Origin of the sequence: Bradyrhizobium sp. (assembly GCF_049519115.1) — a bacterium.
Classification (GTDB): domain Bacteria; phylum Pseudomonadota; class Alphaproteobacteria; order Rhizobiales; family Xanthobacteraceae; genus Bradyrhizobium.
Window position 1 is genome coordinate 123,320 of sequence record NZ_JBEKRB010000003.1, and the last position, 24,568, is coordinate 147,887.

Below are 24,568 nucleotides of genomic sequence, written 5' to 3' on the forward strand. Positions count from 1 at the left end.
CACGACCACATCCGCCTGCGTAGGGTGGGAATGTCCCCAATATAGAAAATCAGCCGAGTTTCCGCAAGATGGCCTCAGACGATGCCACCGCCCGCAAGCGCGGCTAAAACGGTTTAACCACTACCAGGATAACGATCCCGATCATCAGGACGGTCGGTACCTCGTTGATAACCCGATAAAATTTCTGTGACCTCTGATTCCGGTCGGCCGCGAAATCCTTCACGCAGCGGGCAAAAAAGCCGTGGACGCCCGACAGCACGACCACCAGCAATAATTTTCCGTGTAACCAGCCCATCGAGAACAAATGACCAGCCCAGGCCAGATAAAGCCCGGCCAACCAGGTCACGATCATCGCCGGATTGATGATCGCCTTCAGCAGCCGCCGTTCCATGACCTTGAAGGTCTCGGACTGCTTCGAACCAGCGTCGGCTTCACAGTGATAAACGAACAGCCGCGGCAGATAGAGCATGCCGGCCATCCAGGAGATGACCGAGATGACATGCAGCGCCTTGATCCACTCGTACACCGTTTCTCACTTTCCTCGGAACGTCCGCAGCGCGACGACGTTGACCGGCAACGGCGCGGTCGCTTCCAACTGATCTTTGCTTCAGCCCGGCAACACATATCCGCAAGCGACGCTTATCTAAACTAATAATTTTAGAATCTTAGAGTTTGAGTCTGAGTAGCGGTGAATTAGACCCACGCAAAAAAGCCGGACCGTTCTCCAGCAGTTCTTCACAGCTATCGACAATTTCGGCACCAACTTCGTTGATGGCCATTACGCCAGACGTTTCAGTTGTTTGGCGGGCGGGCTCGTCTGTTTATAAAGAGACAAATCCACAAAACCTCACTAACGTTGGTAGTGCGGAGTAGACTTATCCTTGTCGGGAGCGCTGTGAAGAAAAAGGCGGGTTATCCCGGAAGGGGCGGTCCGGCCTAAAATATCTCAGAGAAGCTCCACAAGGATTCACAGACCACACAGGGTTTTACGTGCCCACGACCAGCAATTATTTCCACCTGCATCTGATCTCTGATTCGACCGGCGAGACATTGATTACCGTGGCGCGCGCGGTCGCCGCGCAATACGCCAACGTGACGCCGGTCGAGCATGTCTATCCGCTGGTCCGCAGCCAGAAGCAGCTTGATCGGGTATTGGCCGAAATCGAGGAAGCGCCCGGCATTGTGCTGTTCACGCTTCTGGAAAAAGATCTCGTCTCAAAGCTTCAGGCCAAATGCCAGGAAATCAACATTCCGAGCCTGTCGATCATCGGTCCGGTGATGCAATTGTTTCAAGCTTACCTCGGCGCACCGACGTCGGGCCGGGTAGGAGCCCAGCACACGCTGAATGCCGAATATTTCAAGCGGATCGATGCGCTGAATTATACGATGATGCACGACGACGGCCAGCACGTGGAAGGGCTCGATGAAGCCGACGTGATTCTGGTCGGTGTGTCCCGCACATCAAAAACCCCGACTTCGATCTATCTCGCCAACCGCGGCATCCGCACCGCGAACGTACCGCTGGTGCCGGGGATTCCGATTCCACATCAGTTAGAGACCTTGACCAAGCCGCTGGTCGTCAGTCTGCATGCCACACCGGAGCGTCTTATTCAGGTAAGGCAAAACCGGTTGTTGAGCATGGGTGACCGCGACAACGACACCTATATCGACCGGCAGTCGGTGACCGACGAAGTTGCATACGCGCGGCGCCTATGCGCCAAGTTCGACTGGGCACAACTTGATGTCACCCGACGCTCGATCGAGGAAACCGCCGCGGCGATCATGAAGCTTTTCACCGACAGACAAAGGCAGCGGCTGTCCGAATGACGTTGTGGCTGGGAAAAGCGCCGTTGATGCTGGCATCGCAAAGCAAGGCGCGGCAAGCCTTGCTTGCCGATGCGGGGATCGAATTCGAAAGCGATCCAGCTGACATCGATGAGCGAGCCATCCAGGCATCGTCAGGTCTTTCGGCGCCGGGCGATATCGCAGGCCTTCTGGCCCGTGAGAAGTCCCGCACGGTTTCGGACCGACGGCCGGGACGATATGTCGTTGGTGCCGATCAGACGCTGACGCTGGGATCTCGGATTTTCAACAAACCGGCGGGAAGGGCGCAGGCCGCCGACCAACTGCGCGCGCTTTCGGGCCACTGCCACGAACTTCATGCCGCGGTTGCCGTGGTGCGCGATGGAAGGCTAATGTTCGAACATGTTTCGTTCGCGCGCATGACCGTGCGGCGGCTAGGTGATGCCGAGATCGACAACTATCTCGAGAAGGCCGGCGATGCGGTGACTTCCAGCGTCGGCGCCTACCAGCTTGAGGGGCTCGGTATTCACTTGTTCGAGCGGATCGAGGGTGATCACTTCACCATCCTGGGCCTGCCGCTGCTGGAGCTACTCGCATTTCTGCGCAGCGAGCATCTGCTGGGTATTTGACATGATCGTCCTTGGATTGACCGGTTCGATCGGAATGGGAAAGTCGACCACCGCGCAATTGTTCGCGGAAGCCGGCGTGCCTGTTTATGACGCCGATGCGGCCGTGCATCGGCTCTATGAAGCTGAGGCGGGACCGGCCATCGAGGCGGCATTTCCGGGTACGACAACAAACGGCAAAGTCGATCGCAACAGGCTCTCAGCCCGTGTGGTGCACGATCCCGCCGCCATGAAGCGGCTTGAGGAAATCGTTCACCCGATGCTGGGCGCCTCGCGGCAGAAATTTCTCTGGGATGCCGAACAATCCGGCGCGGCGGTTGCGGTGGTCGACATCCCCTTGTTGTTCGAGACCGGAGGCGAGAAACGTGTCGATGCGGTGGTCGTGGTCACGACGACGCCCGAAATTCAGCGAGAGCGGATTCTGGCCCGCCCCAATATGACCGAGGAAAAACTCGCAGCCATTTTGGCCCAGCAAATGCCCGACGCGGAGAAAAGAAAGCGTGCGCATTTCGTGGTGGATACATCGCATGGTCTTGATCCCGTGCGAGCGCGGATTCGCGACATTCTGGCCGAGGCTGCTAAAATGTCACCTCCACGAACCTGATTCGGCTCTTCTAGGCGGCTTATTTCCATGCGCGAAATCGTTCTCGATACCGAAACCACCGGCCTCGATCCGTTACGCGGGGACCGGCTGGTCGAAATCGGCTGCGTCGAGATTTTCAACCGCATGCCGACCGGGCAGACCTTTCACCGCTATTTCAATCCCGAACGGGACATGCCGGCGGAGGCCTTTGCCGTCCACGGGCTTTCCAGCGAATTTCTTTCCACTAAGTCGCTGTTCGCGGAAGAGGTAGACGAGTTCCTGGCGTTTATTGGTGATGCACCGCTCGTCATTCACAACGCCTCGTTCGATATCGGTTTCATCAATGCGGAACTGGACCGGATCAAGCGGCCTGCGATCTCAAGAGAGCGGCTGGTCGACACCCTGCTGCTGGCGCGGCGCAAACACCCGGGCGTGTCCAATCGCCTCGATGATCTTTGCTCGCGGTATTCGATCGACAATTCGCGGCGTACCAAGCACGGCGCGCTGCTCGATTCCGAGCTTCTCGCCGAGGTGTACATCGACCTGATCGGAGCCCGGCAATCGCAATTAGTCCTGGCCTCGGAATCCCGAGACACGCGAGCGGCGGCCTACGGCGAAATGCCGCGGCGGCAGCGCGAAGTTCCGCTCGCACCCCGCATCACCGAGGCCGATCGTGCGGCGCATCGGGACTTTGTCGTGACCCTCGGCGACAAGCCGATCTGGAACGACTTTTTGCCGGCGGTCTAAAGTACAATCCGGAAAAGTGTACGCTCAGCTCGGCTTGATCTGCGAAGCCTGCATCTCTGCGGCTTGCCGTTCCATGTTCTGACGGTAAAGGCCGACAAAATCGACCGGGTCGAGCATCAAAGGCGGGAAGCCGCCGTCGCGGACCGCGGTTGCGATGATTTCCCGCGCGAACGGGAATAACAGGCGCGGGCATTCGATCATGACCAGCGGGTGCAGATTTTCCTTCGGCACATTGACGATCCGAAACACGCCGGCATAGACGAGTTCGAAGCTGAACATCAGCTTGCCGGCATGCTCGGCCTTGCCTTCGACCGACAGGGCGACTTCGTAATCATTTTCAGCAACGTTGCCGGCGTTGACGTTGATCTGGATGTTGATCGCCGGCTGCTGCTGTTGCGGCGCCAATGAAGCAGGCGCATTCGGGTTTTCAAACGACAGGTCCTTGGTGTACTGCGCCAGCACGTTCAGTTGCGGAGGAGGGGCCGCCTCGGGAGGCGTGCCATTGCCGTTGGTCATACGAATTTCTCCTGGAGCGATCTGGCGAGCGGAGCCGCTTGGCACATCCGGTTTCGCCTTAAAGGGAAGCAAAAAGCCTTGTCGGGGCGAGTGGCTATCATAGGCCTGCCTCTTTCCACAAGGATGACCGTCAAAGCGGATCGTGAAAGCGGCCCGATTTGCTCACTTACACCAGGTCGGGAACGAGAAGCGTCTCTAAACGATTGAATATGCGTGATTTCCGGTGCCTGTGGGGTTTCCCCTCGGACCTGAAACGCGCTACAATTAAGTGCAGGGCAAACCGGCCAAGGCGGGATCGGCCTGTACGTAACGCGTCCAGCATTTCTGCCGGCAGATGCCATTGGCCGGACAAGGTTTCGTGCTTACATGAGGCTGACCCATCCATGATGTAATATCTGCTAGTGCCCGCAACTTTCCGAAGTTCGTCAAAGGTGGTTGCTGAGCTGTAGTACGAACTCCGGAAAGTGCGCACTAGCCCCCAAGGGGCGCTCTACCGCCGTTACCGCCACCGGCGTCTAGAACCAGAAAGCGAATTCGACGTGGATATTTATACCATTATCTTCCTGGCGTTGGCCGTGTTCATCTTCCTCCGTCTGCGGAATGTCCTTGGACAGCGCACCGGCAGCGAACGGCCGCCCTATGATCGCGCGGCGCGCAACGTCGTGCAGGGCGCGCCCGACAGTAACGTCGTTCCAATACCTGGAACCGTCATTGACCAGACGCCGCTGGCGCCGACCGCTGACGTTGCGCCGCCGACGGATCGCTGGAAGGGGTTTGCCGAACCCGGAACGCCGCTGGCCCAGGGTCTCGACGGGATCGTCGCGCAGGATTCATCGTTCGATCCCCGCCATTTCGTCACTGGCGCGAAAAGCGCCTACGAAATGATCGTATTGGCATTTGCCAATGGCGACCGCCGCGCGCTGAAGGACCTGCTATCGACCGAGGTCTATGAGAGCTTCGAGGCCGCGATCAAGGACCGGGAGCGGCAAGAGCGCAAGACCGAGACGCGCTTTGTTTCGGTCGACAGGGCTGAGATCGTCAGCGCCGAAGCGCGCGACCGCAACGCGCAACTCACCGTTCGCTTTGTCTCGCAAATGATTTCGGTCACCCGAGACAAGACCGGCGCGATTGTTGACGGTAACCCGGACAAGGTCGCCGATATCACCGATGTCTGGACATTCGCTCGCGACCCGGGTTCGCGCGATCCTAACTGGAAGCTGGTTGGCACCGGAAGCGTCCATTAATCGCGCGCGGCGTATCGCCGCCGTGCTTGGTGTGACGGTTCTGGCGCTGTCGGTGATTCCACTGACGGCATGGGCGGCGCGCAAGGCGCGAACGTCGCTCGCTTCGCGCAGCGCGCAACTGCCGGCTCCTCGCGTCATCCCCTATCCGCAGCTTGAATGGCCGATCGTCGTCAACGGCGGCCAATATACGCCGTTGAATTGGGCCGACATCGCCGGCTGGGCGTCGGACGATCATGTGCAGGCCTACAAGGCCTTTCGCGTCAGTTGCGGCTCCATCGCGGCGCAACGAAATCCGCCAGAGGATTCCAAGGCGCTCGGCGCCTCGTTGCGCGAGCCTTGCCGTGCGGCCAAGGCCCAGGAGATCACGGAGGACGGCAAGGCGCGCGCGTTCTTCGAGACAAATTTCCTGCCCTTGCAGATATCGCGGCTTGGTGAGGATGCCGGTTTTGTCACCGGATATTATGAGCCGATCGTCGACGGATCGCGTACCCAGACCGATGTCTACACCGTTCCGGTCTATCGCCGGCCCTCCAATTTGTTTGTTCGGGGTTTCAAGCAGGACGCCGTTAGTCTGCCCAACAAGGGACAGGTGTTTCGCAAGATCGGACGCCGCAAGCTTGTGCCTTATTACGATCGCGGCGAAATCGAAGATGGCGCGATCGCCGGTCGTGGGCTTGAAATCTGCTGGCTCAAGAATCAAACCGATCTTCTGTTTTCGCAAATCCAGGGGTCGGCCCGGATTCGTCTCGAGGACGGCGCGACCATCCGCATCAATTACGACGCCCATAACGGTTTTCCCTATACGGCTGTCGGCCGTGTCCTGATCGACCGCGGCATCATTCCGAAGGAACAGATGTCGATGCAGAAGATCAGGGAATGGATGGAACAAAACCCCGTCGGGGCGAATGAATTGCGGCGGCAAAACCGGGCCTATGTGTTCTTTCGCGAGGTGTCGCTCTCCGACAAGGATGAAGCGGTGGGCGCGCAAGGTGTGCCGTTGACGCCGGGGCGCTCGATCGCGGTCGACAACTCTCTTCATGTGTATGGCACGCTGTTTTTCATCGAAGGCGAGTTGCCGATCGAATCGTCGCAGTCGAAGACACCGTTCCGGCGGCTGATGGTTGCGCAGGATACGGGTTCGGCGATCACGGGTCCTGCGCGCGCCGACATCTACTACGGTGCTGGCAGCGAAGCCGGTCGCGTGTCCGGCCGCTTCCGGCACAACATGCGCTTTGTCATGCTGGTGCCGAAGAGCCTTGATCCGGCCGCCCGCGGTCGCAAGATGCCCGCGCCGGATCCACGGCCCTCGGAGAAGATCGCCAAGCTATTTCCGCCGACTGAACCCTTGAAGGATAAGCCGAAAGAGCCGCCCGATAGCGCCAAGCCGACCACGGGATCAACGGCCACGGCGCCAGTCAACGAAGCCAAGGTGCCGCTGCCGGAGGCGCGACCGGTGATCGAGCCCGAGCAAACCAGTCGCCGTCATCGCCGGCTTCATCGTTACCGTCGATAGAATATGAAGCGACCGCCGCAAATCCTGGACCCGCCGCGCCGCAAGCGAGCCCTGAGCGAGGAGGAGCGCGCGCTGTGGGAGAGCGTCACCAAGCAAGCCAAACCGCTGCGAAAGAAACAGCGGGTCACCGATACCCAGGCGTCTTCCGCAAACGCGGAAGTGCCTGTTGCTGCCAAAGCCGTGGCTCATCCGACTTCGGAGATTCCCACCGCCGTTCCGTCGCCAAAGAAGCCAGTCGTGCCGCCACTAGCGCCGCTCGGCCGCCGCGAACGGTCGCAACTGTCGAAGGGCAAGAAGGAGATCGAAGCCCGCCTTGACCTGCATGGCATGACGCAGGCGCGGGCGCATCGTGCGCTGTCGGGTTTCCTGCATCAGGCGCATGGGGAGGGTCTGACCTTCGTGCTCATCATCACCGGCAAGGGCAAGATCGGCGCCGAATCCGAGCGCGGCGTGCTTCGCCGCCAGGTGCCGCAATGGCTGAGCCAGCCCGAATTTCGAACGTTCGTGGTCGGCTTTGAAGAAGCCCATATCGGCCACGGCGGCACCGGCGCGCTTTATGTGCGTATCCGGCGATCGCGGATTTGAATCCCATAGCGTCAAAAAATAAAAATCAGAACGGCCGGATCACCCCGACGCGCGGGATCAGCGTCACGATCCAACCGAGCACGCCTGTCTTCTTGTCATCACCAGCGACCGGCGAGGCGACTCGCGCGGAGGGCAGGGCCTTGACGGCATGCAGGATCAGAAACAGGCACACCGCCCAGTTCGAGATCCATCGCGAATAGTCGAACACCATCGAAAACATGATGAGGTAAGCCGCGGTCACCGCAGCGATGCCGGCGACAACGATGCGGCGCTGGAAATCGTCGGCGAGCGACCGGATCAGATCGGCAAAATATCGCCAGAGCGGCGAATGCAGCCAGATCAATAGAGCGAAGACCGGCACACCGAGAATGTTCGACGGCATCCGCTGCCACGTATCACTGATTTCCTTCGCCAGCGGCTGGTACCAGATATAACTGAAGTTCAGGAGATCGGTGCGAGACGGATCGGCCATCCGGGTTTTTAGATAGGCTGTGAACTCGGCCGCAGGAATCGGCATCGTCCCCCGGAACTGCAAGGCCAAAAAGAGCGCGCCAAGCGCTAAAAGGGAGATCACTCCCACCGCGAGATTGGTTCGGTCGATCCCCGCGTTCAGATAGTGTCGGAGGATCACGATCACGGCGATGGTCGGCACATACATCAGAAGATGGATGTGATGAATCAGGATCAGGATGACCGAAAAGAATGTTGCCAGCAGCACAAAGCCGGTCGATTGCGCCGGAATGAGCAAAAGGACGATCGCAAACAGGCAGCCGTAAATATCGAAATGCCCGAGCGTGTGCATGAAATTCTTCAGGAAGAACGGCGAGCCCGCGGTGAAGACGAACAGCGGCATATGGGTATCGTCAAAGCCGAATGTGCGCCGGAATAGTTTGACGAACAGAAGCGCGGTCAGGACCCAGACCGCGCCGCCAAGCGCGAAAACCAGCCACACCGGCACCTTTTCGGTAAACAGCGACACAATCGCGCCGATCAGGGCGCGTTTGACGAACCCGAAATGATAATCGACGAGCAGATGAATGTAGGGGACGTAAGGCGGCAGCGTGATCTTGTGGATCAGCACCCCGGCCATCACGGCGACGTTGACGGCGAGCATCACGCGCCAGGGATTTTGCCATGCACGAAGGCTCATGCGTGGCTTTCGATGTCGTCCCGGCCAAGCGAGTGCTGGCGAGTGCGAGCCGGGACCCATAACCACCGATGTTGGTATTGCGCCAAGGCTGGAGCCGCTTTTTCGTTTGTAACGAGCGTTTGTGGTTATGGGTCCCCGCTTTCGCGGGCACGACAGCCACAATGATACGATTATAAGATAAACCGGCTCAAGTCGGTGTTCCTGGCGAGATCGCCGACGTGTTTTTCAACATACTCGGCGTCGATCCGGATGGTTTCGCCGTGGCGATCGGGCGCGGCGAAGGAAATTTCGTCCAGCACGCGCTCCATCACGGTCTGCAGGCGCCGGGCGCCGATATTTTCCACCGACGAATTGACGGCAACCGCGATATCGGCGAGCGCGTCGATGGCACTGTCGTCGATGTCGAGCGTCACGCCCTCAGTCTGCATCAGCGCGACATATTGCTTGATCAGGGAAGTCTCAGGCTCGGTCAGGATCCGGCGCATATCGTCGCGGGTCAGCGCCGACAATTCGACACGGATCGGTAGCCGTCCCTGCAATTCGGGCAACAGGTCAGATGGTTTAGCGATATGGAACGCGCCGGAAGCGATGAACAGGATATGATCGGTTTTCACGGCGCCATGCTTGGTCGACACCGTCGTGCCTTCGATCAGCGGCAGAAGATCGCGCTGCACGCCTTCGCGCGATACCTCGCCGCCGACGCGGCCGTCGCGCACGCAGATCTTGTCGATCTCATCGAGGAACACGATGCCGTTGTCCTCAACGGCTGTGATCGCCTCGAGCACGAGTTGATCGTTGTCGAGCAGCTTGTCCGCTTCCTCGTTGACGAGAGTTTCGTGGGAGCCCGCAACGGTCAATCGGCGCGTTTTGGTGCGGCCGCCCATTTTGCCGAAGATGTCGCCGATCGAGATCGCGCCCATCTGTGCGCCCGGCATGCCCGGAATTTCGAACATCGGCATTCCGCCCGAGGACTGGGTTTCGATCTCGATTTCCTTGTCGTTGAGTTCGCCGGCGCGCAGTTTCTTGCGAAACGAGTCCCGCGTCGCCGCGCTCGAATTGGCGCCGACCAGCGCATCGAGCACGCGCTCCTCGGCTGCGAGCTGGGCTCTCGCCTGAACGTCCTTGCGCCTGCGCTCGCGGGTTTGCGCAATCGCGACTTCGACGAGATCGCGGACAATCTGCTCGACATCGCGGCCGACATAGCCGACCTCGGTGAATTTCGTGGCTTCGACCTTGATGAAAGGCGCGCCGGCAAGTTTGGCCAACCGCCGCGCGATTTCGGTCTTTCCGACCCCGGTCGGCCCGATCATGAGGATGTTTTTCGGCAACACTTCCTCGCGCAGGCCTTCGGCGAGCTGCTGACGCCGCCACCGATTGCGCAGGGCGATGGAGACGGCGCGTTTGGCGTCGGCCTGGCCGACGATAAAACGGTCAAGTTCGGAGACGATTTCACGGGGAGAAAAGTCGGTCATGTTTCCCAAGTAAGCTCAATTGTGGACAGCACAAGTTGCGTCAGATGATGGGTGGTCCTGCCTGCCAGTGCTTGATGGCCTCGAAAGGGTGAATCAACATGATGATGTTCAGCGTAAGATTGTCACGAATGTGAAGTCCCACGAGGATCTCGAATGCGAGCCCGAGCGCGATTGTTAGCGCAACCGGCAGCTTTCGCGCCAGCAGAAACCCTACGATCATTGAAAGCGTATCCGACACCGAATTGACGATGCTGTCGCCAAAATAGTCCAGCGACACCGTGGCGCTCCGATAGCGCTCGATAATCCAGTTCGAGTTTTCGATCACCTCCCAACCACCTTCAATCAGCATCGCCAGGATAAGGCGGGCCGGCCAGGCAAGACGCGGCAAAATCAGCCAGCTAGCGCCGTAGAACAAAAACCCATGGATAATGTGCGAGAAGGTGTACCAGTCGGTCAGGTGCTGCGAATTCTCCGAGCTCTGCACCACGCCGTGCCAGAATTTAATGTAACCGCAGGCACAGATCGGGCGCCGGCCCATCGCCAGCAGGATCGACGCCTGAAGTGAGAGCAGTAGCAGGGCAATCAGCGCCCATTGCCAGGCCGAAAGGCCTGACGCCGTGCTTCGCGTGTGAGACGTCGTCATTGATCACGCACCATCAGTAGCGCCGGACCGTCTGGCGTTTCGACGAGGTTGTCGCGGCGAAATCCGGCCTTTTCATAGGCCCGGATCGCCCGCGTGTTGAGCGGGTCGGGATCGGTCACGACGCGGGGCGTTCCGGAAGCCAGCAACCGGTCGGCAAAGGCGCGGGCGAGCGCCGAGCCGTAGCCGCACCCAATCATATCCGCTTCGCCGATGAATTGATCGAGCCCCCGGGTGCCTTTGGGTTGCGGGCCGAAGCCGGTATTCCAGGCGCTCAGGTTGTAGCATTGCAGATAGGCGAACTCTGTTCCGTCCGCGGCGACGATGAATTGCGCCATGTCGGGGTGGCCGAGATCGCCGCTCACGAGTTCGAATTGTTCGGCCGGGTCGTGCCACCACTCTCTGACATGAGGCATCTCCAGCCAGCGCTTGATGATGGGCAGGTCATCGGCCTCCATTGGACGGAACGCGTAAGCTGCCATGCCTAGTGGTCCGATAACATTCGCATCCCATTGCAGCGGCCCCATTTTGCGAATGTTAGAATCAAAAGGACCCAGCAAAATATAGGTTCTTCGTGGAGTTTTGGATTCGACATTCGCTTGGCAATCTCGCGGTTCGTTTGGTAGCGACTGTCAAATCCACTCCACTGACCGCCTTCTCAGCCCGCTTGCAGCGTCTCGATGGTGACATTGCGGTTGGTGTACACGCAAATGTCGGCCGCAATGTCGAGCGATCGGCGGACGATCGCCTCGGCGTCCTTGTCGGTGTCGATCAGCGCGCGTGCAGCGGCCAAAGCGTAGTTGCCGCCCGAACCGATCGCCATCACGCCGGCTTCCGGCTCCAGGACGTCGCCGGTGCCGGTCAAAACCAGGGAGACGTCCTTGTCGGCGACGATCATCATCGCCTCCAGCCGGCGTAAATAGCGGTCGGTCCGCCAGTCCTTGGCGAGTTCGACCGCCGCGCGGGTCAATTGGCCGGGATATTGCTCAAGCTTGCTTTCCAACCGCTCGAACAGCGTAAAGGCGTCGGCCGTGGCGCCGGCGAAACCCCCGATGACGTCGCCTTTGCCGAGCTTGCGGACCTTTTTGGCGTTGGACTTGATCACAGTCTGTCCGATCGAGACCTGACCGTCGCCGCCAACCACGACCTTGCCGCCCTTGCGGACCGTCAAAATGGTGGTGCCGTGCCAGACCGGAGTCTCGTGGGCTGATGCGTGCATGAAATACCTCGTGCCGGTTCGTATCGGCCAGATTTAGGGGCAGGCCGACGCGGTTACAACACGGCATCCCGCCCAAGCCAAGCGACCTTCGGGCCGCATGAGGGGCGCTGATTTCGGTCACCATAGCGGGAAGTTGGCCTTCAAAACGGCATCCCGCAGTGGCGAAGCCCAAGGCGGCCTGTTAAAAGGCGGCCTGCTAAAAGAACCGCGTTTTTGGCCAAGGGGTTGGCCCCAAAGGAAGACTTTTCATGCGCAGCGCCACCATCAAGCGCAAGACCAAGGAAACCGACATCGAGGTGACGGTTAGCCTCGACGGCTCGGGCGTCTCCAACGTCGCGACCGGAATCGGCTTCTTTGACCACATGCTTGATCTTCTGGCCCGGCATTCGCGCATCGATATTACCGTCAAAGCCAACGGCGATCTTCACGTCGACCACCACCACACCACCGAAGATGTCGGCATCGCGCTGGGGCAGGCGGTGAAGCAGGCCTTGGGCACCATGGCCGGCATCACCCGCTATGCCAGCGTCCACATGCCGATGGACGAGACGCTATCGCGGGTCGTGATCGACATTTCCGGACGGCCGGTTCTGGTGTTCAAGGTTGAGTTTCCGCGCGACAAGGTCGGTCAGTTCGACACCGAGCTCGTGCGTGAATGGTTCAACGCTTTTGCGATCAATGCCGGCGTGACTTTGCATGTCGAGACCCTATATGGCGAGAACAGCCATCATATCGCCGAGTCCTGTTTCAAGGGTCTGGCGAGGGCGTTGCGGACAGCAGTTGCCATCGACCCGCGCGCGGCAGGCGAGGTGCCGTCCACCAAGGGTCAGCTCGGCGGCTGATCCGGTTTGGGCGGCGAGTGACGAACTTCGGAAACGAGGGCAGTAAATGCCGGTCTATACAGTTCATGCACCCGTGACCAACAACGTGGATTTTCGCGCGACCGATCGCTTTGCCTTCGTGCGCGACGGCTTCCATGTCTGGGCCGCCGTTTTCGGCGTGATCTGGCTGGCCTGGTACCGTCTCTGGCTGGCGTTGCTCGGCTGGATCGTGCTGATGGCGGTCATCGACATCGCGATGGTCAAATTTGGCGTCGCCGGCGCAACGGTCTTTGTCGTCGATGCGTTGCTGGCTCTGCTGTTGGGATTTGAGGCCGCAAGCCTCAGGCGCTGGACGCTGTCGCGGCGCAAATGGCGGCAGCTCGATATTGTCGTAGCCGACGATGAGGAAGCCGCCGAGCGCCGCTTTTTCGATCGTTGGACCGCGCGGCTGCGCGTGACAACCAACGACCAGCCGGCGGTTGATCGCGGCGGTCCGCCGCCGACCCGGGATGTGCCTGGCCAGGCCTTTTCACGGCCGCCGTCGCCACCGCGCGACGAGATCATCGGCCTGTTTCCAGAACCGGGGGCGCCGCGGTGAGCGTTGCTATCATCGATTACGGCTCCGGCAACCTGCACTCGGCGGCGAAAGCCTTCGAGCGCGCCAGCCGCGGCATGGAAGCGCCGGACAAGATCGTCGTCACGCGCGATCCGGATGTGGTGTTTCGCGCGGATCGCATCGTGCTGCCCGGTGTAGGTGCCTTCGCCGATTGCCGGGCCGGCCTCGACGCGCTCGACGGCATGGTCGATGCCCTGACGGAAGCCGTGCGGCACAAGGCGCGGCCGTTTTTCGGCATCTGCGTTGGCATGCAATTGATGGCGACGCATGGCAAGGAGTACGTCACGACCAACGGATTCAACTGGATCGCCGGCGACGTTGAAAAGATTTCGCCGCGCGACGAGAACTTGAAGATTCCGCATATGGGGTGGAACACGCTCGATATGGTGCGCGAGCACGCCGTGCTTGAGCGGTTGCCGTTGGGGCCGAAGGGTCGCCACGCTTATTTCGTGCATTCCTATCACCTCAACGCCGCCAATGAGGCGGATGTGCTGGCGCGCGCGGACTATGGCGGCCCGGTGACCGCGATCGTCGGCCGCGACACCGCCATCGGCACGCAATTCCACCCCGAGAAGAGCCAGCGCTTCGGACTGGCTCTGATCTCCAATTTCTTGAAATGGAAGCCGTGATTCTTTTTCCCGCCATCGATCTGAAGAACGGGCAGTGCGTGCGCCTCGAACAAGGCGACATGGCGCGCGCCACTGTGTTCAATCTCGATCCGGCGGCGCAGGCCGCAAGCTTTGCCGCACAAGGATTTGAGTATCTGCACGTCGTCGATCTCGATGGCGCCTTTGCCGGCAAGCCCGTCAACGCGCATGCGGTCGAAGCGATGCTCGCCAAGGTCACTATGCCGGTGCAACTCGGCGGTGGCATCCGCGATTTGAAGACGGTCGAGGCCTGGCTCGAAAAGGGCATCGCGCGGGTGATTATCGGCACAGCTGCCGTGCGTGATCCTGAACTGGTCAAGAGTGCCGCCAAGAAATTCCCCGGCCGTGTCGCAGTGGGCCTCGATGCGCGCGACGGCAAGGTCGCGGTCGAGGGCTGGGCCGCGACGTCCGAGGTGACTGCACTCGATATCGCGCGGCGGTTCGAGGACGCGGGCGTTGCCGCGATTATCTTCACCGATATTGCGCGCGACGGCCTGTTGAAGGGCCTCAACCTCGACGCCACCGTCGCATTGGCCGATTGCATTTCCATTCCCGTCATCGCTTCCGGCGGATTTGCGTCGATCGACGATGTGAAGGCGCTATTGACGCCGCGCGCCAAGATACTGGCCGGCGCCGTCGTCGGCCGCGCGCTTTATGACGGGCGCCTCGATCCTGCCGCAGCACTGGCGCTGGTCCGCAGCGCGCGTGCGGTAGCTTAGGAGTTTCGATGTTCAAGGTTCGCGTGATTCCTTGCCTCGACGTGAAAGATGGACGCGTGGTCAAGGGCGTCAACTTCGTCGATCTGCGTGATGCCGGCGATCCGGTCGAAGCGGCGATCGCGTATGATGCCGCCGGCGCCGACGAGCTTTGCTTCCTCGACATCACGGCTACCCACGAAAATCGCGGCATCATGCTGGACGTGGTGCGGCGTACGGCGGAAGCCTGTTTCATGCCGCTGACGGTCGGTGGCGGCGTGCGCACGGTCGACGACATCAAAACATTGCTGCGTTCCGGCGCCGACAAGGCCTCGATCAATACCTCGGCCGTCAGCCGGCGCGAATTCGTCAAGGAAGCCGCCGAAAAGTTCGGCGACCAGTGCATCGTGGTCGCCATCGACGCCAAGCGGGTGAAACGCGGCGGCTCCGACCGTTGGGAAATCTTCACCCATGGCGGACGCAATTCGACCGGGATCGACGCGATCGAATATGCCCAGGAAGTGGTATCGCTCGGCGCCGGCGAAATCCTGTTGACCTCGATGGATCGGGACGGCACCCGCCAGGGATTCGACCTGCCGCTGACCCGGGCGATCGCCGACAGTGTTTCCGTCCCGGTCGTTGCATCTGGCGGGGTCGGCAATCTCGACCATCTGGTGGACGGCGTCCGCGAGGGCCATGCCAACGCGGTGCTGGCGGCCTCGATCTTCCACTTCGGCGAATTTACCATCCGCCAGGCCAAGGAGCACATGGTCCGCGCCGGCTTAGCCATGCGGCTCGATCCCTGACGACTCTTTGTGACAGAAGTGCTAGATGAGAGACGCCATTGGCGCCCGTGGCGCCGGGCGTGTGAATCGAAGTTGAGCTCGAAGTGATGTCGCGTTTTTCGCTCCACGACCTGGTCAAGATCATCGACGCCCGTGCGGCGTCGGACGGCGAGACCTCCTATACCCGCAAACTCCTGGACAAGGGGCCGGAGCATTGCGCCAAGAAGTTCGGCGAGGAGGCGGTGGAAACCGTGATCGCCGGGGTTGGCAACGACCGCGACCACCTCATCGCGGAGAGCGCGGATTTGCTGTTCCACTGGCTTGTCTTGTTGAAGTCGCGCGGCGTCAGGCTTGAGGAAGTCGAGGCCGCGTTGGCACAGCGCACCGGCATGTCCGGGCTTGAGGAGAAGGCCGCGCGCAAGCGTGACTAATGTTAAGCCTCGCGGAGCGAGATAGGCGGCGTCATGGATATTCGGGCCCCGGATCAGCAGTACAATCCTTACCGGATATTCTCCCGGGAGCAGTGGGCGCGCCTGCGCGATGGAATGCCGATGACGCTCGAAGCGAGCGAGATCGCAAAGCTTCGCTCGGTGCATGACCGGCTCGATCTCAGAGAAGTTGAGGAGATCTACCTGCCGCTGTCGCGGCTGTTGTCGATCTATGTGGATGCCATGCAGCGGCTTTACGTTGCCCAGCGCCGCTTCCTCGGTATCCAGGACCGCAAGATGCCCTACATTATCGGCGTGGCGGGCTCGGTCGCAGTAGGAAAATCCACCACCGCGCGCGTGCTGCAAGCGCTGCTGGCGCGCTGGTCGCCGCGGCCGAAGGTCGATCTCGTGACGACCGACGGTTTTCTGTTTCCGAATGCCGCGCTCGAGCGGCAAGGATTGATGCAGAAAAAGGGCTTTCCCGAAAGCTACGACCTGCCGAGGCTGTTGTCGTTTCTGAGTGACATCAAAGCCGGCCGCGAACGGGTGCGGGCGCCGGTCTATTCGCATCTTACCTACGACATCATCCCCAATGAGTGGAACGAGGTTGATCGGCCGGACATCCTGATCGTCGAGGGCGTCAATGTGCTGCAAACCGGCCGGCTGCCGCGGGACGGCAAGGCGGTGCCTGTGGTGTCCGACTTCTTCGACTTCTCCGTCTATATCGATGCGGAGGAGCCGGTGCTCCGCGACTGGTATATCCGCCGTTTCCTGGCGCTGCGCGACACGGCGTTCCACGATCCCCGGTCGTATTTCCATCGCTACGCGCCGCTGTCGGATGAAGAAGCCACCGCAACGGCGATCGCGATCTGGGAACGCACCAACCTCGCCAACCTCGAAGACAATATTTTGCCGACGCGGCCGCGCGCGACGCTGATCCTCAAGAAAGGCGCAGACCACGTGGTTGAAACCGTTGCGCTGCGCCGGCTCTAATTTTTCCTACTTTAGTGCCCGCGGCCTTTCCTCGTCGAGGAATCCCATCAGTTCATGGAAGAACTGCATGCGGTTCTTTTCCATCATCACCGTATGGGTTCCTTCGCTGAGTTCGATCAGCCGCTTGTACGGCGTGTTCTTGAGCTGGGCGAAATAGTTTTGCGCCTGATAGCTCGGCAGATCCGCGTCCCATTCGGCATGGAGCAAGAGCGTCGGCACGGTGATTTTGCCGGGATCGTAGAGCGCCTTGCCGGCGCCATAGGTATTCGCGCTGTCCTCCATCACCCCGTTGGGCGCGCGCAGCATCGGCGGATTTTGTTTTGAGGCTTCGCGGTCAGTGGCCCAGGTCGCGGTGGCCCAGGCCTCGAACACGCCGGGCGGAATCAGGTCGGCCTGTTTGTCCTCGGTGACGCCTTTCAGCCAGCGTGCCCTCGCGGAATCCTTCGACACCAGCCGGTATGCGCCCAGCGGCGTCGCATTTGGTGTGGCCTGCTCATTCCGAATCCATTGCGGCGCGTACAGCACGAGCTTCTCGATCTTATCGTTATGCTCGCTGGTGTAGGAGCCCGCGATCGAAGTGCCCCAGGACCAGCCCATCAGATTGATCTTGCTCACCTTGCGCTTGTGCAGGATGTAGTCGACCGCGGCGCCGAGATCGTGGGCGGCGACTTTCGTCGACACGATCGGCTTGTTGGCTTCCGGCGGCTGGCTCATCTCGGGAGGCCTGGTCGAACGCCCATAGCCCCTGACATCGACGAGATAGACGTCGTAACCGCGCAGCGCGATCAGGTCCATCATCGACACGCCCTCGATCGGCAGGTCGAAAGCGGTTTCCGCCGGGTAGGTCGCGCCATGCACAAACAGCAAAATCTTGTCGGAAGAACTCTCCCGGCCGGCGAGATGCTTGTTGCGGACGAATAGCTGGATGCCCGCATCTCCCGACGGGATCATGGCGTCGGAAGTCTCGAGCTTGGGTTCTTTGGCATTTGCCGGAGGAGGGGCAAAAAGGCCCGTCGCGAGAAACGTCGATACAACTAAAAAAGAAAACCGCAAAAGCTGGCCGCGCATCGAATGCCTCCCTGACGTTTTTTTGGAGCATGATCCGGAAAAGTGGATTCCGGCTTTCCCTCGCGACAAACGCAAAAGCGGTTGCGCGGAGATCATGCTCGACCGAGATATTTGGCCGATGCTCGATGGAATCGGGTGCGGCTGTCAAGGCGGGGGAAAGCAATCGAGGTTTGCTTTAAGGCAATCAGCTCAGACCACGAGGTGAGGGGAGGCGCCGAGCCGGTTAAGTGCGTCTGCGAGTTTTTCCCGATCGAGCGGCTTGACCAGAAACCCGTCCATGCCGGCTTCAAAGCAGGCATAGCGATCCTCGACCAGCGTATTCGCGGTCAAGGCGAGAACGGGCGTCCGCCGCCCGGCTCCCGCTTCGTTGACGCGAATGCGTTTGGTAGTCTCGATACCGTCGAGGCCGGGCATCTGGATATCCATCAGCACCAGATCGTAGGGCGTGCCGGCGGATTTCGCCGCAAGCCATGATTCCAGAGCTTCCTCGCCATTGGTGGTGATGACCGCCTGATGTCCGAGCCGGGTCAGCAGGGAACGCATCAACAGCGCATTGATCTCGTTGTCTTCGGCGACCAGCACGGAAAGGCCGCGCAGTGAGATGGCAATGGCCTCAACCGTCTCCGCCTCGGGCGGGGCATCTTCGACAAGGTTCCTCGATGCAAGACTTGCTTCAGCAAGACTTGGCGCGGATATTTCCGGTGGCCCGACAAGACGGGCGGCAAGCGAAGCCGCGCGCAGTGGTTTGACGAGATATCCCGTGAGCGCCGAGGTGGCGGATTGCACTTCCTGCCGCGTGGCGGGCGTGAAGAGGACGATTCGTTGAGGCGCGAAAGGCTTGGCGGCCTCCGCCAGCGCCTCGACCTCTGAGGTACCGAGCGTGTGGTCGAGCAGGACCGCATGCCAGGAGCGCTCCGGCAACAGCGCGCAAGCCACATCCGGGTCGGAGACCATGCAGGTCTGGCCGCCCCAGCCTTCAAGCCGCCGCGCAATCAGCGACGCTTCGATCGTCTGGGGCGCCACCAGCATCACCGACCGGCCGCCAAGATCGGGCACAGGCGGCGGCTGGGGTGCATCGGAACTTGCCGTCAGGGGGAGGCTCACTTCAAAGGTCGAGCCTTCACCAAGCGTGCTTTGAAGCGTGATACGGCCGCCCATGCGTTTGACGATGCGTTCCGAAATGGAGAGGCCAAGGCCGGTGCCGCCATAGCTCCGCGCAATGCGCTCGTCGGCCTGTTCGAATTCGCAGAAAATGCGCGCCTGCGCCTCGGGCGCAATGCCGATACCGGTGTCGCGCACCAGGAACGAGATTTCGTTGGGCCAGATGCCGGGCTCGACGATCAGCGCCACGCCCCCGGTTACAGTGAACTTGATTGCGTTGCCGGCGAGGTTGAGCAGCACCTGCCGAAGCCGCGCAGCATCGCCAATCACTTGCGCCGGCAGGCGGTCGTCGATGAAGGCTGCGATTTCAAGTTTTCGCGCCTGTGCCCGCGGCGCCAGCAGTTCGGTGATATCCTCGATCAGGGCCGCCAGCGCAAAGGGGCGCGATTCCAGGTCGATCTTGCCGGCCTCGATCTTGGAATAATCGAGCAACTCCTCGATCAATGCGAGCAGCGCATCGCCGGAAGTCTTCACCGCCTTGGCATAGGTCGTCTGCTCCGGCGTCAGCACGGTGTCGAGCAGCAAGCCGCTCATGCCGATGATTCCGTTCAAGGGCGTGCGGATTTCGTGGCTTGCCATCGCGAGAAAGCGCGACTTGGCGCGGTTGGCGGCATCGGCCTGGTCGCGCGCCTCGGAAAGCGCGCGTTCGGTTTCGGTGCGGTCGGTAACGTCACGGCCGACGCACTGCATTTCGGCCGGTGCGCCGGCATCGAAACGCACCAGCGCCTCGCGCCAGGCGATCCATCGCAGGCCCAATGCGGTTTCGATTCGTTGGTCGTGAATCCGTGTGCCGCTGGATTCGATCGCGCTTGCACCCTGTTCAACCACGGTGAACTGGAAACGGCTGCCGATCAGCTCGTTGCGCTCCTTGTGCGCCAGTTCGCAATAGGCGTCGTTGACAAAGGTGATCCTGCCGTCGGCGCCGCGCAGCACGATCAGGTCGCCCTGCGACTCGAACAGGCTGCGGGCGCGCTGTTCGGCTTCCTGCAGTTCCCAATTGCGGTCGGCCATCGCCTCGTTATGCAACACGATCTTGCGCAGCTTCTTGCGCAGGAATCGCAAGCGCATGCTCACCGTGGCAAGCGCCAGACAGGCGATCGCAAACAGAAAGCTTGCGCCGATCGCGAAGCTGTTGGGGTCGTAGCCCGAATGTTCGGAACGGCTGCCGGCAATGAAGCCATAAGCGCCGCCAAAGGCCGCGGAAAAGATTACAAACGAGCGAACGGTGACGGATAGCCAGGGATGGCGCCGCGAGAAGCGGCGCAGATGCAATTTGATCCGGCTCATCTGCCCCATCATCGATCACCCAATTGTTTTTCGTGCTCGCTTATTTGGCGATGAAGATGCCGCGCACCACCTTGCGAAGTGCTTGAGGGCACTCTGGTTCCGTCCGTGGCGTGCGAACGTGGTTAATCAGGGGTTAATCGCGCGAGGGGTGGCTCAGAGCGAGGCGGCCTTGAGCGGATGCCTGGCGAAGTTGGCGCCGACGACGAGCGCCGCCGCCTCGCGCTGGGAGAATGTCCTGGAGCGGACATAGATCCGATAGTCGGCCGGGCCATCATGCGACAGATAGATAATGGGTACACCACGCGATGCCGTGTCCGAAATCGCGACGGCGTGGGTGGCGGGATCGGCGTCGCAGGCGCCGGCTTCCGCGACATCAGAGTCGTCGACGAGGGCGAAGTCGGCCGCTTCCGCGCTCTCTGTGACTTGTACGCGCACGCTCGCTTCTGCCGGATCGTCAGTGAAGGCGACATGAAGGTCGGCGCGCCAGGGCATGTCGGCGATTTCCACCGAGGCGCTGGCGCTGGCGATGCAGGGATGCGGGCCGGGCAGGAGCCCGCCGCGTGCGAACAGTGCGGCGGCAACCAGAGGAACGGCCGAGGCCAGGATCTTAAAGCGCAACATGGAACCGCCCGCACATTCCGGCCCCGACACAACGCGGGCCTATGGTTTGCGGAGTGTAAATAAAACAGGTTACCGCGGGGTTGACGGGAAGTGTGTGGCGCGGTTTGCGACGCATTCGTTCTCACCTGTCAAACAGCGCACAATCGTCATCGCGAGCGTTAGCGAATCGATCCAGAAGAGCTGGATTGCTTCGGAGCTATGTTCCTCGCAATGACGCGTGCTAGCATTCTCGCGACGTCAAACGCCCGAGTTGTGCATCAACTTTTCATCCCGACCTCAGAGGGAGCAGGGAACGTCGGGTGCGTCAGCGCACCCGCAGCCTTGCGTGCAAAATGAAAAAAGCACGCAAGCAAGTCACCGCAGGTTCGCCGAAACACTCCGGCATTCCCCGCGCAATGGTTTTACGGCTTATTTCGTGGTCTCCCTGGTGATCGGGCTTTCTTGCCACCATCCCCGCGCAATGCGAAGCATTGGCGCGAGTTGATACCAGCGTCGAGATATCAGGGCGCCACGACTTTGCCGTCCGCAACCGGCGCGCTCGTCGCGCGCGCCATTGCGTCCACCGCATCTTCCGCCCCACGTTCGTGACGATCGCGAAACGCCCCTCATGCGGGCAGAAGACGCGCGGAAAAGTGCCGGTGATTTGCCCGCCGTCGCAAGCAAAAAGGCCCGCGGCACATTGGCAGGACGGGCAAATCAGGTGATGAGCCGGAAACGGCGTCAAGACCCATCGTCATTCCGGGCCTGAGAAGTTTAGGGCTTCCTCGTCTGCTGCGAATCGACTACCGCAAATAGCCACGCAACATCATTTAACCTGCACAAGGTTATGAAGCGCAAACAGCTCCGTGCCAGCGGCAAGATCGGGAGTCCGTCGAAAGACTCCGTCGCATCGCTCTATGATGCCGGCTTGCGGCATTTTCAGTCCGGATTGCTTGCGGTGGCCGAAGAGCGAATACAGCGGGCGCTGGCGTTAGACCCGCAGCACGCCGGTTCTTTGCATCTCGCCGGTCTGCTTCATGCGCAAGCGAACCGGGTCGATCTCGCGATCGATTTCGTGGCGCGCGCGATCCGCATCGATCAGGGCAACCCCGAATATTTTTCCAGCCTCGGCGCCTTATTGGCGAGCCAAGGCCAGTTCGCGGAAGCCTTGAAGAGCTACAACATTGCGCTGTCGCTCGACCCGCGCCACCTCGACGCCGCAGATAAAAGCGGATCGCTGCTGATTGACTTGAGGCGCTATGGCGAAGCGCTCGCTAGGTTCGAACAGTCCGACGCGATCCGGCCCGGTCGATCCGAGACGCTCTTCAAAAAAGCGGTGTGCTTGCAGCTTCTCGCGCGGCCGGAAGAAGCCGCCGCCAGTTACACCATGGCGCTGGCCGCCGACGCGAAAAACTATGTCGCGCGAAACAACCTGGGTGCTGTGTTGCTGGACATGGGCCGATTCGAGGAAGCGGCTGGGCATTTACGCAAGGTGATCGAGGGCAGGCCCGATGTCGTCAATGCCTTCAACAACCTTGGCCTCGCTCTAACCCGGCTGAAACGCTTCGATGAAGCACTGACGGTGCTTGATCGGGCCGTTACGCTCGATCCCAATCTCGTCGAAGCGGTCAACAACCGGGGCAACGTGCTCAGAAGCCTCGATCGCCAGGAGGAGGCGATGGCGGATTTCGATCGCGCGATTGCTCTCAAGCCGGACTATGCCAATGCCTACGCCAACCGCGCCGCCTGCCTGGACGACTTGTCCCGGTTCGAAGAGGCGTTGGCGAGTTACAGGACTGCGCTCGCCCTGAAGCCGGATCACGGGGACGCGCACTGGAATCTCGCCATCAACCGATTGCGCGTTGGCGATTACAAGACCGGCTGGGCCGAAGCCGAATGGCGCTGGAAGGCGCCGCTGGTCGATATCCAACGAAGGCGATGGGACCGGCCATTATGGCTGGGATCAGAACCGATCGCCGGCAAGACGCTGCTCCTGTTCAACGATCAGGGTTTGGGCGATGCGATCCAGTTTTGCCGCTATATCCCGCAACTCGCCGAGCGTGGAGCAAAGGTAATCATCGAGATCGACAGGCCGCTCAGGGAATTGCTGTCCGGCATCGCCGGCATCGCGCAAGTGGTGGTCAAGGGCGAGGCCTTGCCGGAGCACGATTTCCATTGTCCGCTGATGAGCCTTCCGCTGGCTTTCGGCACCACCATCGACACCATCCCGTCAAACGTACCGTATGTTTCGGTCGACCGGCACGCCAAGAACTGGGACCCATTTTTAGGTTCGACGCGAAGGCCGCGGATCGGAATCGTCTGGTCGGGCAATCCCAACCATGCGAATGATCGTAAACGCTCGCTACCGCTGAAAGCCGTGATACCGCTATTCGACACCGGGGCGCAATTCGTCAGCCTGCAAAAGCAGGCGCGCGACAGCGACCTCGTTACGCTACGCGAACTCAGCGGCATCCTGGATGCGGCGCCAGAACTTGAAAGTTTTGCCGATACCGCGACGTTGGTCCAGCAACTCGACCTCGTGATTTCGGTCGATACCAGCGTCGCGCATCTTTCGGGCGCGCTTGGCAAGCCGGTCTGGATCCTTCTGCCCTATGTGCCGGACCATCGATGGCTGCTCGGTCGCGACGACAGTCCATGGTACCCGACGGCGCGATTGTACAGGCAGACGGCGGCGCGCGACTATGCCGAGGTCATCGACCGCATGCGGGCCGATCTGCTGCGAGACGGCGCGCACTAATTGCAAGACATCCCCAGCATCATGCCAAACCGCGCTGTCTGACAGTGGGGTTCGGGGTTCGCTTGAACAGCAGGAGCGGGCCGGTCGATGAAGCCCGTCACATTAGCTGCCGGTGCCGCCGGCCGTGGCGGCGCGGTCGCTGCCATTTTCGCAAGCTGGCGGCGCTGAAACTCGGTGACGATTTGCGAATGAAGCTGCGCCTTGACTGCCTTCATTTCGATCAGCGTCATCTTGCCCTTCTGCACCTTCTCGGCCAGCATCAGATTGTTGGCGAGTTCCTGGTCCATGAGATCCGGGTACACCATCTGAGGCCTCAGCAGTTCCATGTTGCGATTTTCGCACGTGGCGGTTGCTATCGCCTGCTTCACCGGGTCCGGATACTTGCGCTTGCACTCCTCGTTTCCGGCCTGAATTTGGCTCAGGACAGATGCCGCGGGATTTTGCGGGGCTTGTGGTTGAGTTTGGATTTGAGCCCGGACTTCGCGATTTCCCACCGAAAACGCGGCCGTCAGCAGCATCAGAAAAGCGCTTATTTTTTTCGCGGAATTCATGACGCCGCTCTGCCTCGTCAAATGATTCGTTCGAGCGAAGAATCGCGCAGTTTCCCGAAT

Annotated in this window: 26 protein-coding genes; 15 read left to right on the top strand and 11 right to left on the bottom strand. The window is 60.7% G+C overall.

Features of this window, described 5'->3' with window-relative positions:
• Positions 1-103 precede the first annotated feature (103 nt).
• Positions 104-526, bottom strand: a complete 423-nt coding sequence (gene hemJ, locus ABSE61_RS03965; RefSeq protein WP_423869764.1) for a protoporphyrinogen oxidase HemJ — start codon at positions 524-526, stop codon at positions 104-106.
• Positions 527-990: 464 nt separating this feature from the next.
• Between hemJ and ABSE61_RS03970 the strand changes: the two genes are divergently transcribed.
• Genes ABSE61_RS03970 through dnaQ form a run of 4 tightly spaced genes read left to right on the top strand, consistent with a single transcriptional unit; the run spans position 991 to position 3,759 of the window.
• On the top strand, positions 991-1,827 hold the full coding sequence (locus ABSE61_RS03970) for a pyruvate, water dikinase regulatory protein (protein ID WP_423869765.1): 837 nt from the start codon (positions 991-993) through the stop codon (positions 1,825-1,827).
• Positions 1,824-2,432: a Maf family nucleotide pyrophosphatase gene (locus tag ABSE61_RS03975; RefSeq protein ID WP_423869766.1), complete on the top strand. Its 609-nt coding sequence runs from the start codon at positions 1,824-1,826 to the stop codon at positions 2,430-2,432. The genes ABSE61_RS03970 and ABSE61_RS03975 overlap by 4 nt, the downstream gene beginning before the upstream one ends.
• A gap of 1 nt (position 2,433) precedes the next feature.
• Entirely contained in the window at positions 2,434-3,033 is a 600-nt protein-coding gene (gene coaE, locus ABSE61_RS03980) for a dephospho-CoA kinase (protein WP_423869767.1), read from the top strand.
• A gap of 27 nt (positions 3,034-3,060) precedes the next feature.
• Positions 3,061-3,759, top strand: coding sequence for a DNA polymerase III subunit epsilon (gene dnaQ / locus ABSE61_RS03985; protein ID WP_423869768.1), 699 nt, complete (start codon positions 3,061-3,063; stop codon positions 3,757-3,759).
• Between the two features lie 24 nt (positions 3,760-3,783).
• Here dnaQ and secB read toward each other — a convergent pair whose 3' ends face one another.
• A complete protein-coding gene (gene secB / locus ABSE61_RS03990; protein WP_423869769.1) occupies positions 3,784-4,275 on the bottom strand; it encodes a protein-export chaperone SecB in 492 nt (163 codons plus the stop codon).
• Positions 4,276-4,814: 539 nt separating this feature from the next.
• On the opposite strand from secB, the gene ABSE61_RS03995 reads away from it, so the two are divergent.
• Genes ABSE61_RS03995 through ABSE61_RS04005 form a run of 3 tightly spaced genes read left to right on the top strand, consistent with a single transcriptional unit; the run spans position 4,815 to position 7,617 of the window.
• A complete protein-coding gene (locus ABSE61_RS03995; protein ID WP_423869770.1) occupies positions 4,815-5,519 on the top strand; it encodes a Tim44/TimA family putative adaptor protein in 705 nt (234 codons plus the stop codon).
• Positions 5,497-7,032, top strand: a complete 1,536-nt coding sequence (gene mltA / locus ABSE61_RS04000) for a murein transglycosylase A (RefSeq protein ID WP_423869972.1) — start codon at positions 5,497-5,499, stop codon at positions 7,030-7,032. The genes ABSE61_RS03995 and mltA overlap by 23 nt, the downstream gene beginning before the upstream one ends.
• Positions 7,033-7,035: 3 nt before the next feature.
• The gene (locus tag ABSE61_RS04005; protein ID WP_423869772.1) at positions 7,036-7,617 is read left to right on the top strand and encodes a Smr/MutS family protein; all 582 of its coding nucleotides are present in this window, start codon (positions 7,036-7,038) and stop codon (positions 7,615-7,617) included.
• A gap of 25 nt (positions 7,618-7,642) precedes the next feature.
• Here ABSE61_RS04005 and ABSE61_RS04010 read toward each other — a convergent pair whose 3' ends face one another.
• From ABSE61_RS04010 to hslV, 5 genes are all read right to left on the bottom strand, one after another.
• Positions 7,643-8,767 carry a hypothetical protein gene (locus tag ABSE61_RS04010; protein WP_423869773.1) on the bottom strand — a complete coding sequence of 375 codons (1,125 nt, stop codon included), beginning with the start codon at positions 8,765-8,767 and terminating at the stop codon, positions 7,643-7,645.
• Positions 8,768-8,937: 170 nt separating this feature from the next.
• Positions 8,938-10,239 carry an ATP-dependent protease ATPase subunit HslU gene (hslU, locus tag ABSE61_RS04015; RefSeq protein ID WP_423869774.1) on the bottom strand — a complete coding sequence of 434 codons (1,302 nt, stop codon included), beginning with the start codon at positions 10,237-10,239 and terminating at the stop codon, positions 8,938-8,940.
• Positions 10,240-10,279: 40 nt separating this feature from the next.
• Entirely contained in the window at positions 10,280-10,882 is a 603-nt protein-coding gene (locus tag ABSE61_RS04020) for a DUF2585 domain-containing protein (RefSeq protein ID WP_423869775.1), read from the bottom strand.
• On the bottom strand, positions 10,879-11,361 hold the full coding sequence (locus ABSE61_RS04025) for a GNAT family N-acetyltransferase (RefSeq protein ID WP_423869776.1): 483 nt from the start codon (positions 11,359-11,361) through the stop codon (positions 10,879-10,881). The genes ABSE61_RS04020 and ABSE61_RS04025 overlap by 4 nt, the downstream gene beginning before the upstream one ends.
• Before the next feature lie 176 nt (positions 11,362-11,537).
• The gene (gene hslV, locus ABSE61_RS04030; RefSeq protein ID WP_423869777.1) at positions 11,538-12,098 is read right to left on the bottom strand and encodes an ATP-dependent protease subunit HslV; all 561 of its coding nucleotides are present in this window, start codon (positions 12,096-12,098) and stop codon (positions 11,538-11,540) included.
• Between the two features lie 248 nt (positions 12,099-12,346).
• On the opposite strand from hslV, the gene hisB reads away from it, so the two are divergent.
• From hisB to coaA, 7 genes are all read left to right on the top strand, one after another.
• Positions 12,347-12,940, top strand: a complete 594-nt coding sequence (gene hisB / locus ABSE61_RS04035) for an imidazoleglycerol-phosphate dehydratase HisB (RefSeq protein WP_423869778.1) — start codon at positions 12,347-12,349, stop codon at positions 12,938-12,940.
• A 46-nt stretch (positions 12,941-12,986) separates the two neighbouring features.
• Entirely contained in the window at positions 12,987-13,517 is a 531-nt protein-coding gene (locus ABSE61_RS04040) for a DUF2628 domain-containing protein (RefSeq protein ID WP_423869779.1), read from the top strand.
• On the top strand, positions 13,514-14,164 hold the full coding sequence (hisH, locus tag ABSE61_RS04045) for an imidazole glycerol phosphate synthase subunit HisH (protein WP_423869780.1): 651 nt from the start codon (positions 13,514-13,516) through the stop codon (positions 14,162-14,164). The genes ABSE61_RS04040 and hisH overlap by 4 nt, the downstream gene beginning before the upstream one ends.
• Positions 14,161-14,901 carry a 1-(5-phosphoribosyl)-5-[(5-phosphoribosylamino)methylideneamino]imidazole-4-carboxamide isomerase gene (hisA, locus tag ABSE61_RS04050; protein WP_423869781.1) on the top strand — a complete coding sequence of 247 codons (741 nt, stop codon included), beginning with the start codon at positions 14,161-14,163 and terminating at the stop codon, positions 14,899-14,901. Before hisH ends, hisA begins: the two co-directional genes overlap by 4 nt.
• Positions 14,902-14,909: 8 nt before the next feature.
• Positions 14,910-15,683 carry an imidazole glycerol phosphate synthase subunit HisF gene (gene hisF / locus ABSE61_RS04055; protein WP_423869782.1) on the top strand — a complete coding sequence of 258 codons (774 nt, stop codon included), beginning with the start codon at positions 14,910-14,912 and terminating at the stop codon, positions 15,681-15,683.
• Positions 15,684-15,769: 86 nt separating this feature from the next.
• Positions 15,770-16,093 (top strand): phosphoribosyl-ATP diphosphatase, encoded by a 324-nt coding sequence (locus ABSE61_RS04060; protein ID WP_423869783.1) that lies wholly within the window; start codon positions 15,770-15,772, stop codon positions 16,091-16,093.
• A gap of 33 nt (positions 16,094-16,126) precedes the next feature.
• The gene (gene coaA, locus ABSE61_RS04065; protein WP_423869784.1) at positions 16,127-17,083 is read left to right on the top strand and encodes a type I pantothenate kinase; all 957 of its coding nucleotides are present in this window, start codon (positions 16,127-16,129) and stop codon (positions 17,081-17,083) included.
• A gap of 6 nt (positions 17,084-17,089) precedes the next feature.
• Here the strand turns inward: coaA and ABSE61_RS04070 are convergent, their stop codons facing one another.
• The 3 genes from ABSE61_RS04070 to ABSE61_RS04080 all read right to left on the bottom strand — a co-directional run bounded on the left by ABSE61_RS04070 (position 17,090) and on the right by ABSE61_RS04080 (position 21,220).
• Complete coding sequence (locus ABSE61_RS04070; RefSeq protein WP_423869785.1) at positions 17,090-18,151, bottom strand: alpha/beta hydrolase; 1,062 nt, start codon at positions 18,149-18,151, stop codon at positions 17,090-17,092.
• A 189-nt stretch (positions 18,152-18,340) separates the two neighbouring features.
• A complete protein-coding gene (locus ABSE61_RS04075; RefSeq protein WP_423869973.1) occupies positions 18,341-20,608 on the bottom strand; it encodes a PAS domain-containing hybrid sensor histidine kinase/response regulator in 2,268 nt (755 codons plus the stop codon).
• Positions 20,609-20,752: 144 nt separating this feature from the next.
• The gene (locus ABSE61_RS04080) at positions 20,753-21,220 is read right to left on the bottom strand and encodes a hypothetical protein (protein WP_423869786.1); all 468 of its coding nucleotides are present in this window, start codon (positions 21,218-21,220) and stop codon (positions 20,753-20,755) included.
• A gap of 826 nt (positions 21,221-22,046) precedes the next feature.
• On the opposite strand from ABSE61_RS04080, the gene ABSE61_RS04085 reads away from it, so the two are divergent.
• Complete coding sequence (locus ABSE61_RS04085) at positions 22,047-23,957, top strand: tetratricopeptide repeat protein (protein ID WP_423869787.1); 1,911 nt, start codon at positions 22,047-22,049, stop codon at positions 23,955-23,957.
• On the opposite strand, the gene ABSE61_RS04090 is transcribed toward ABSE61_RS04085, so the two are convergent.
• Positions 23,954-24,508, bottom strand: coding sequence for a hypothetical protein (locus ABSE61_RS04090; protein WP_423869788.1), 555 nt, complete (start codon positions 24,506-24,508; stop codon positions 23,954-23,956). The two genes, ABSE61_RS04085 and ABSE61_RS04090, sit on opposite strands and share 4 nt — an antisense overlap.
• Between the last annotated feature and the right edge of the window lie 60 nt (positions 24,509-24,568).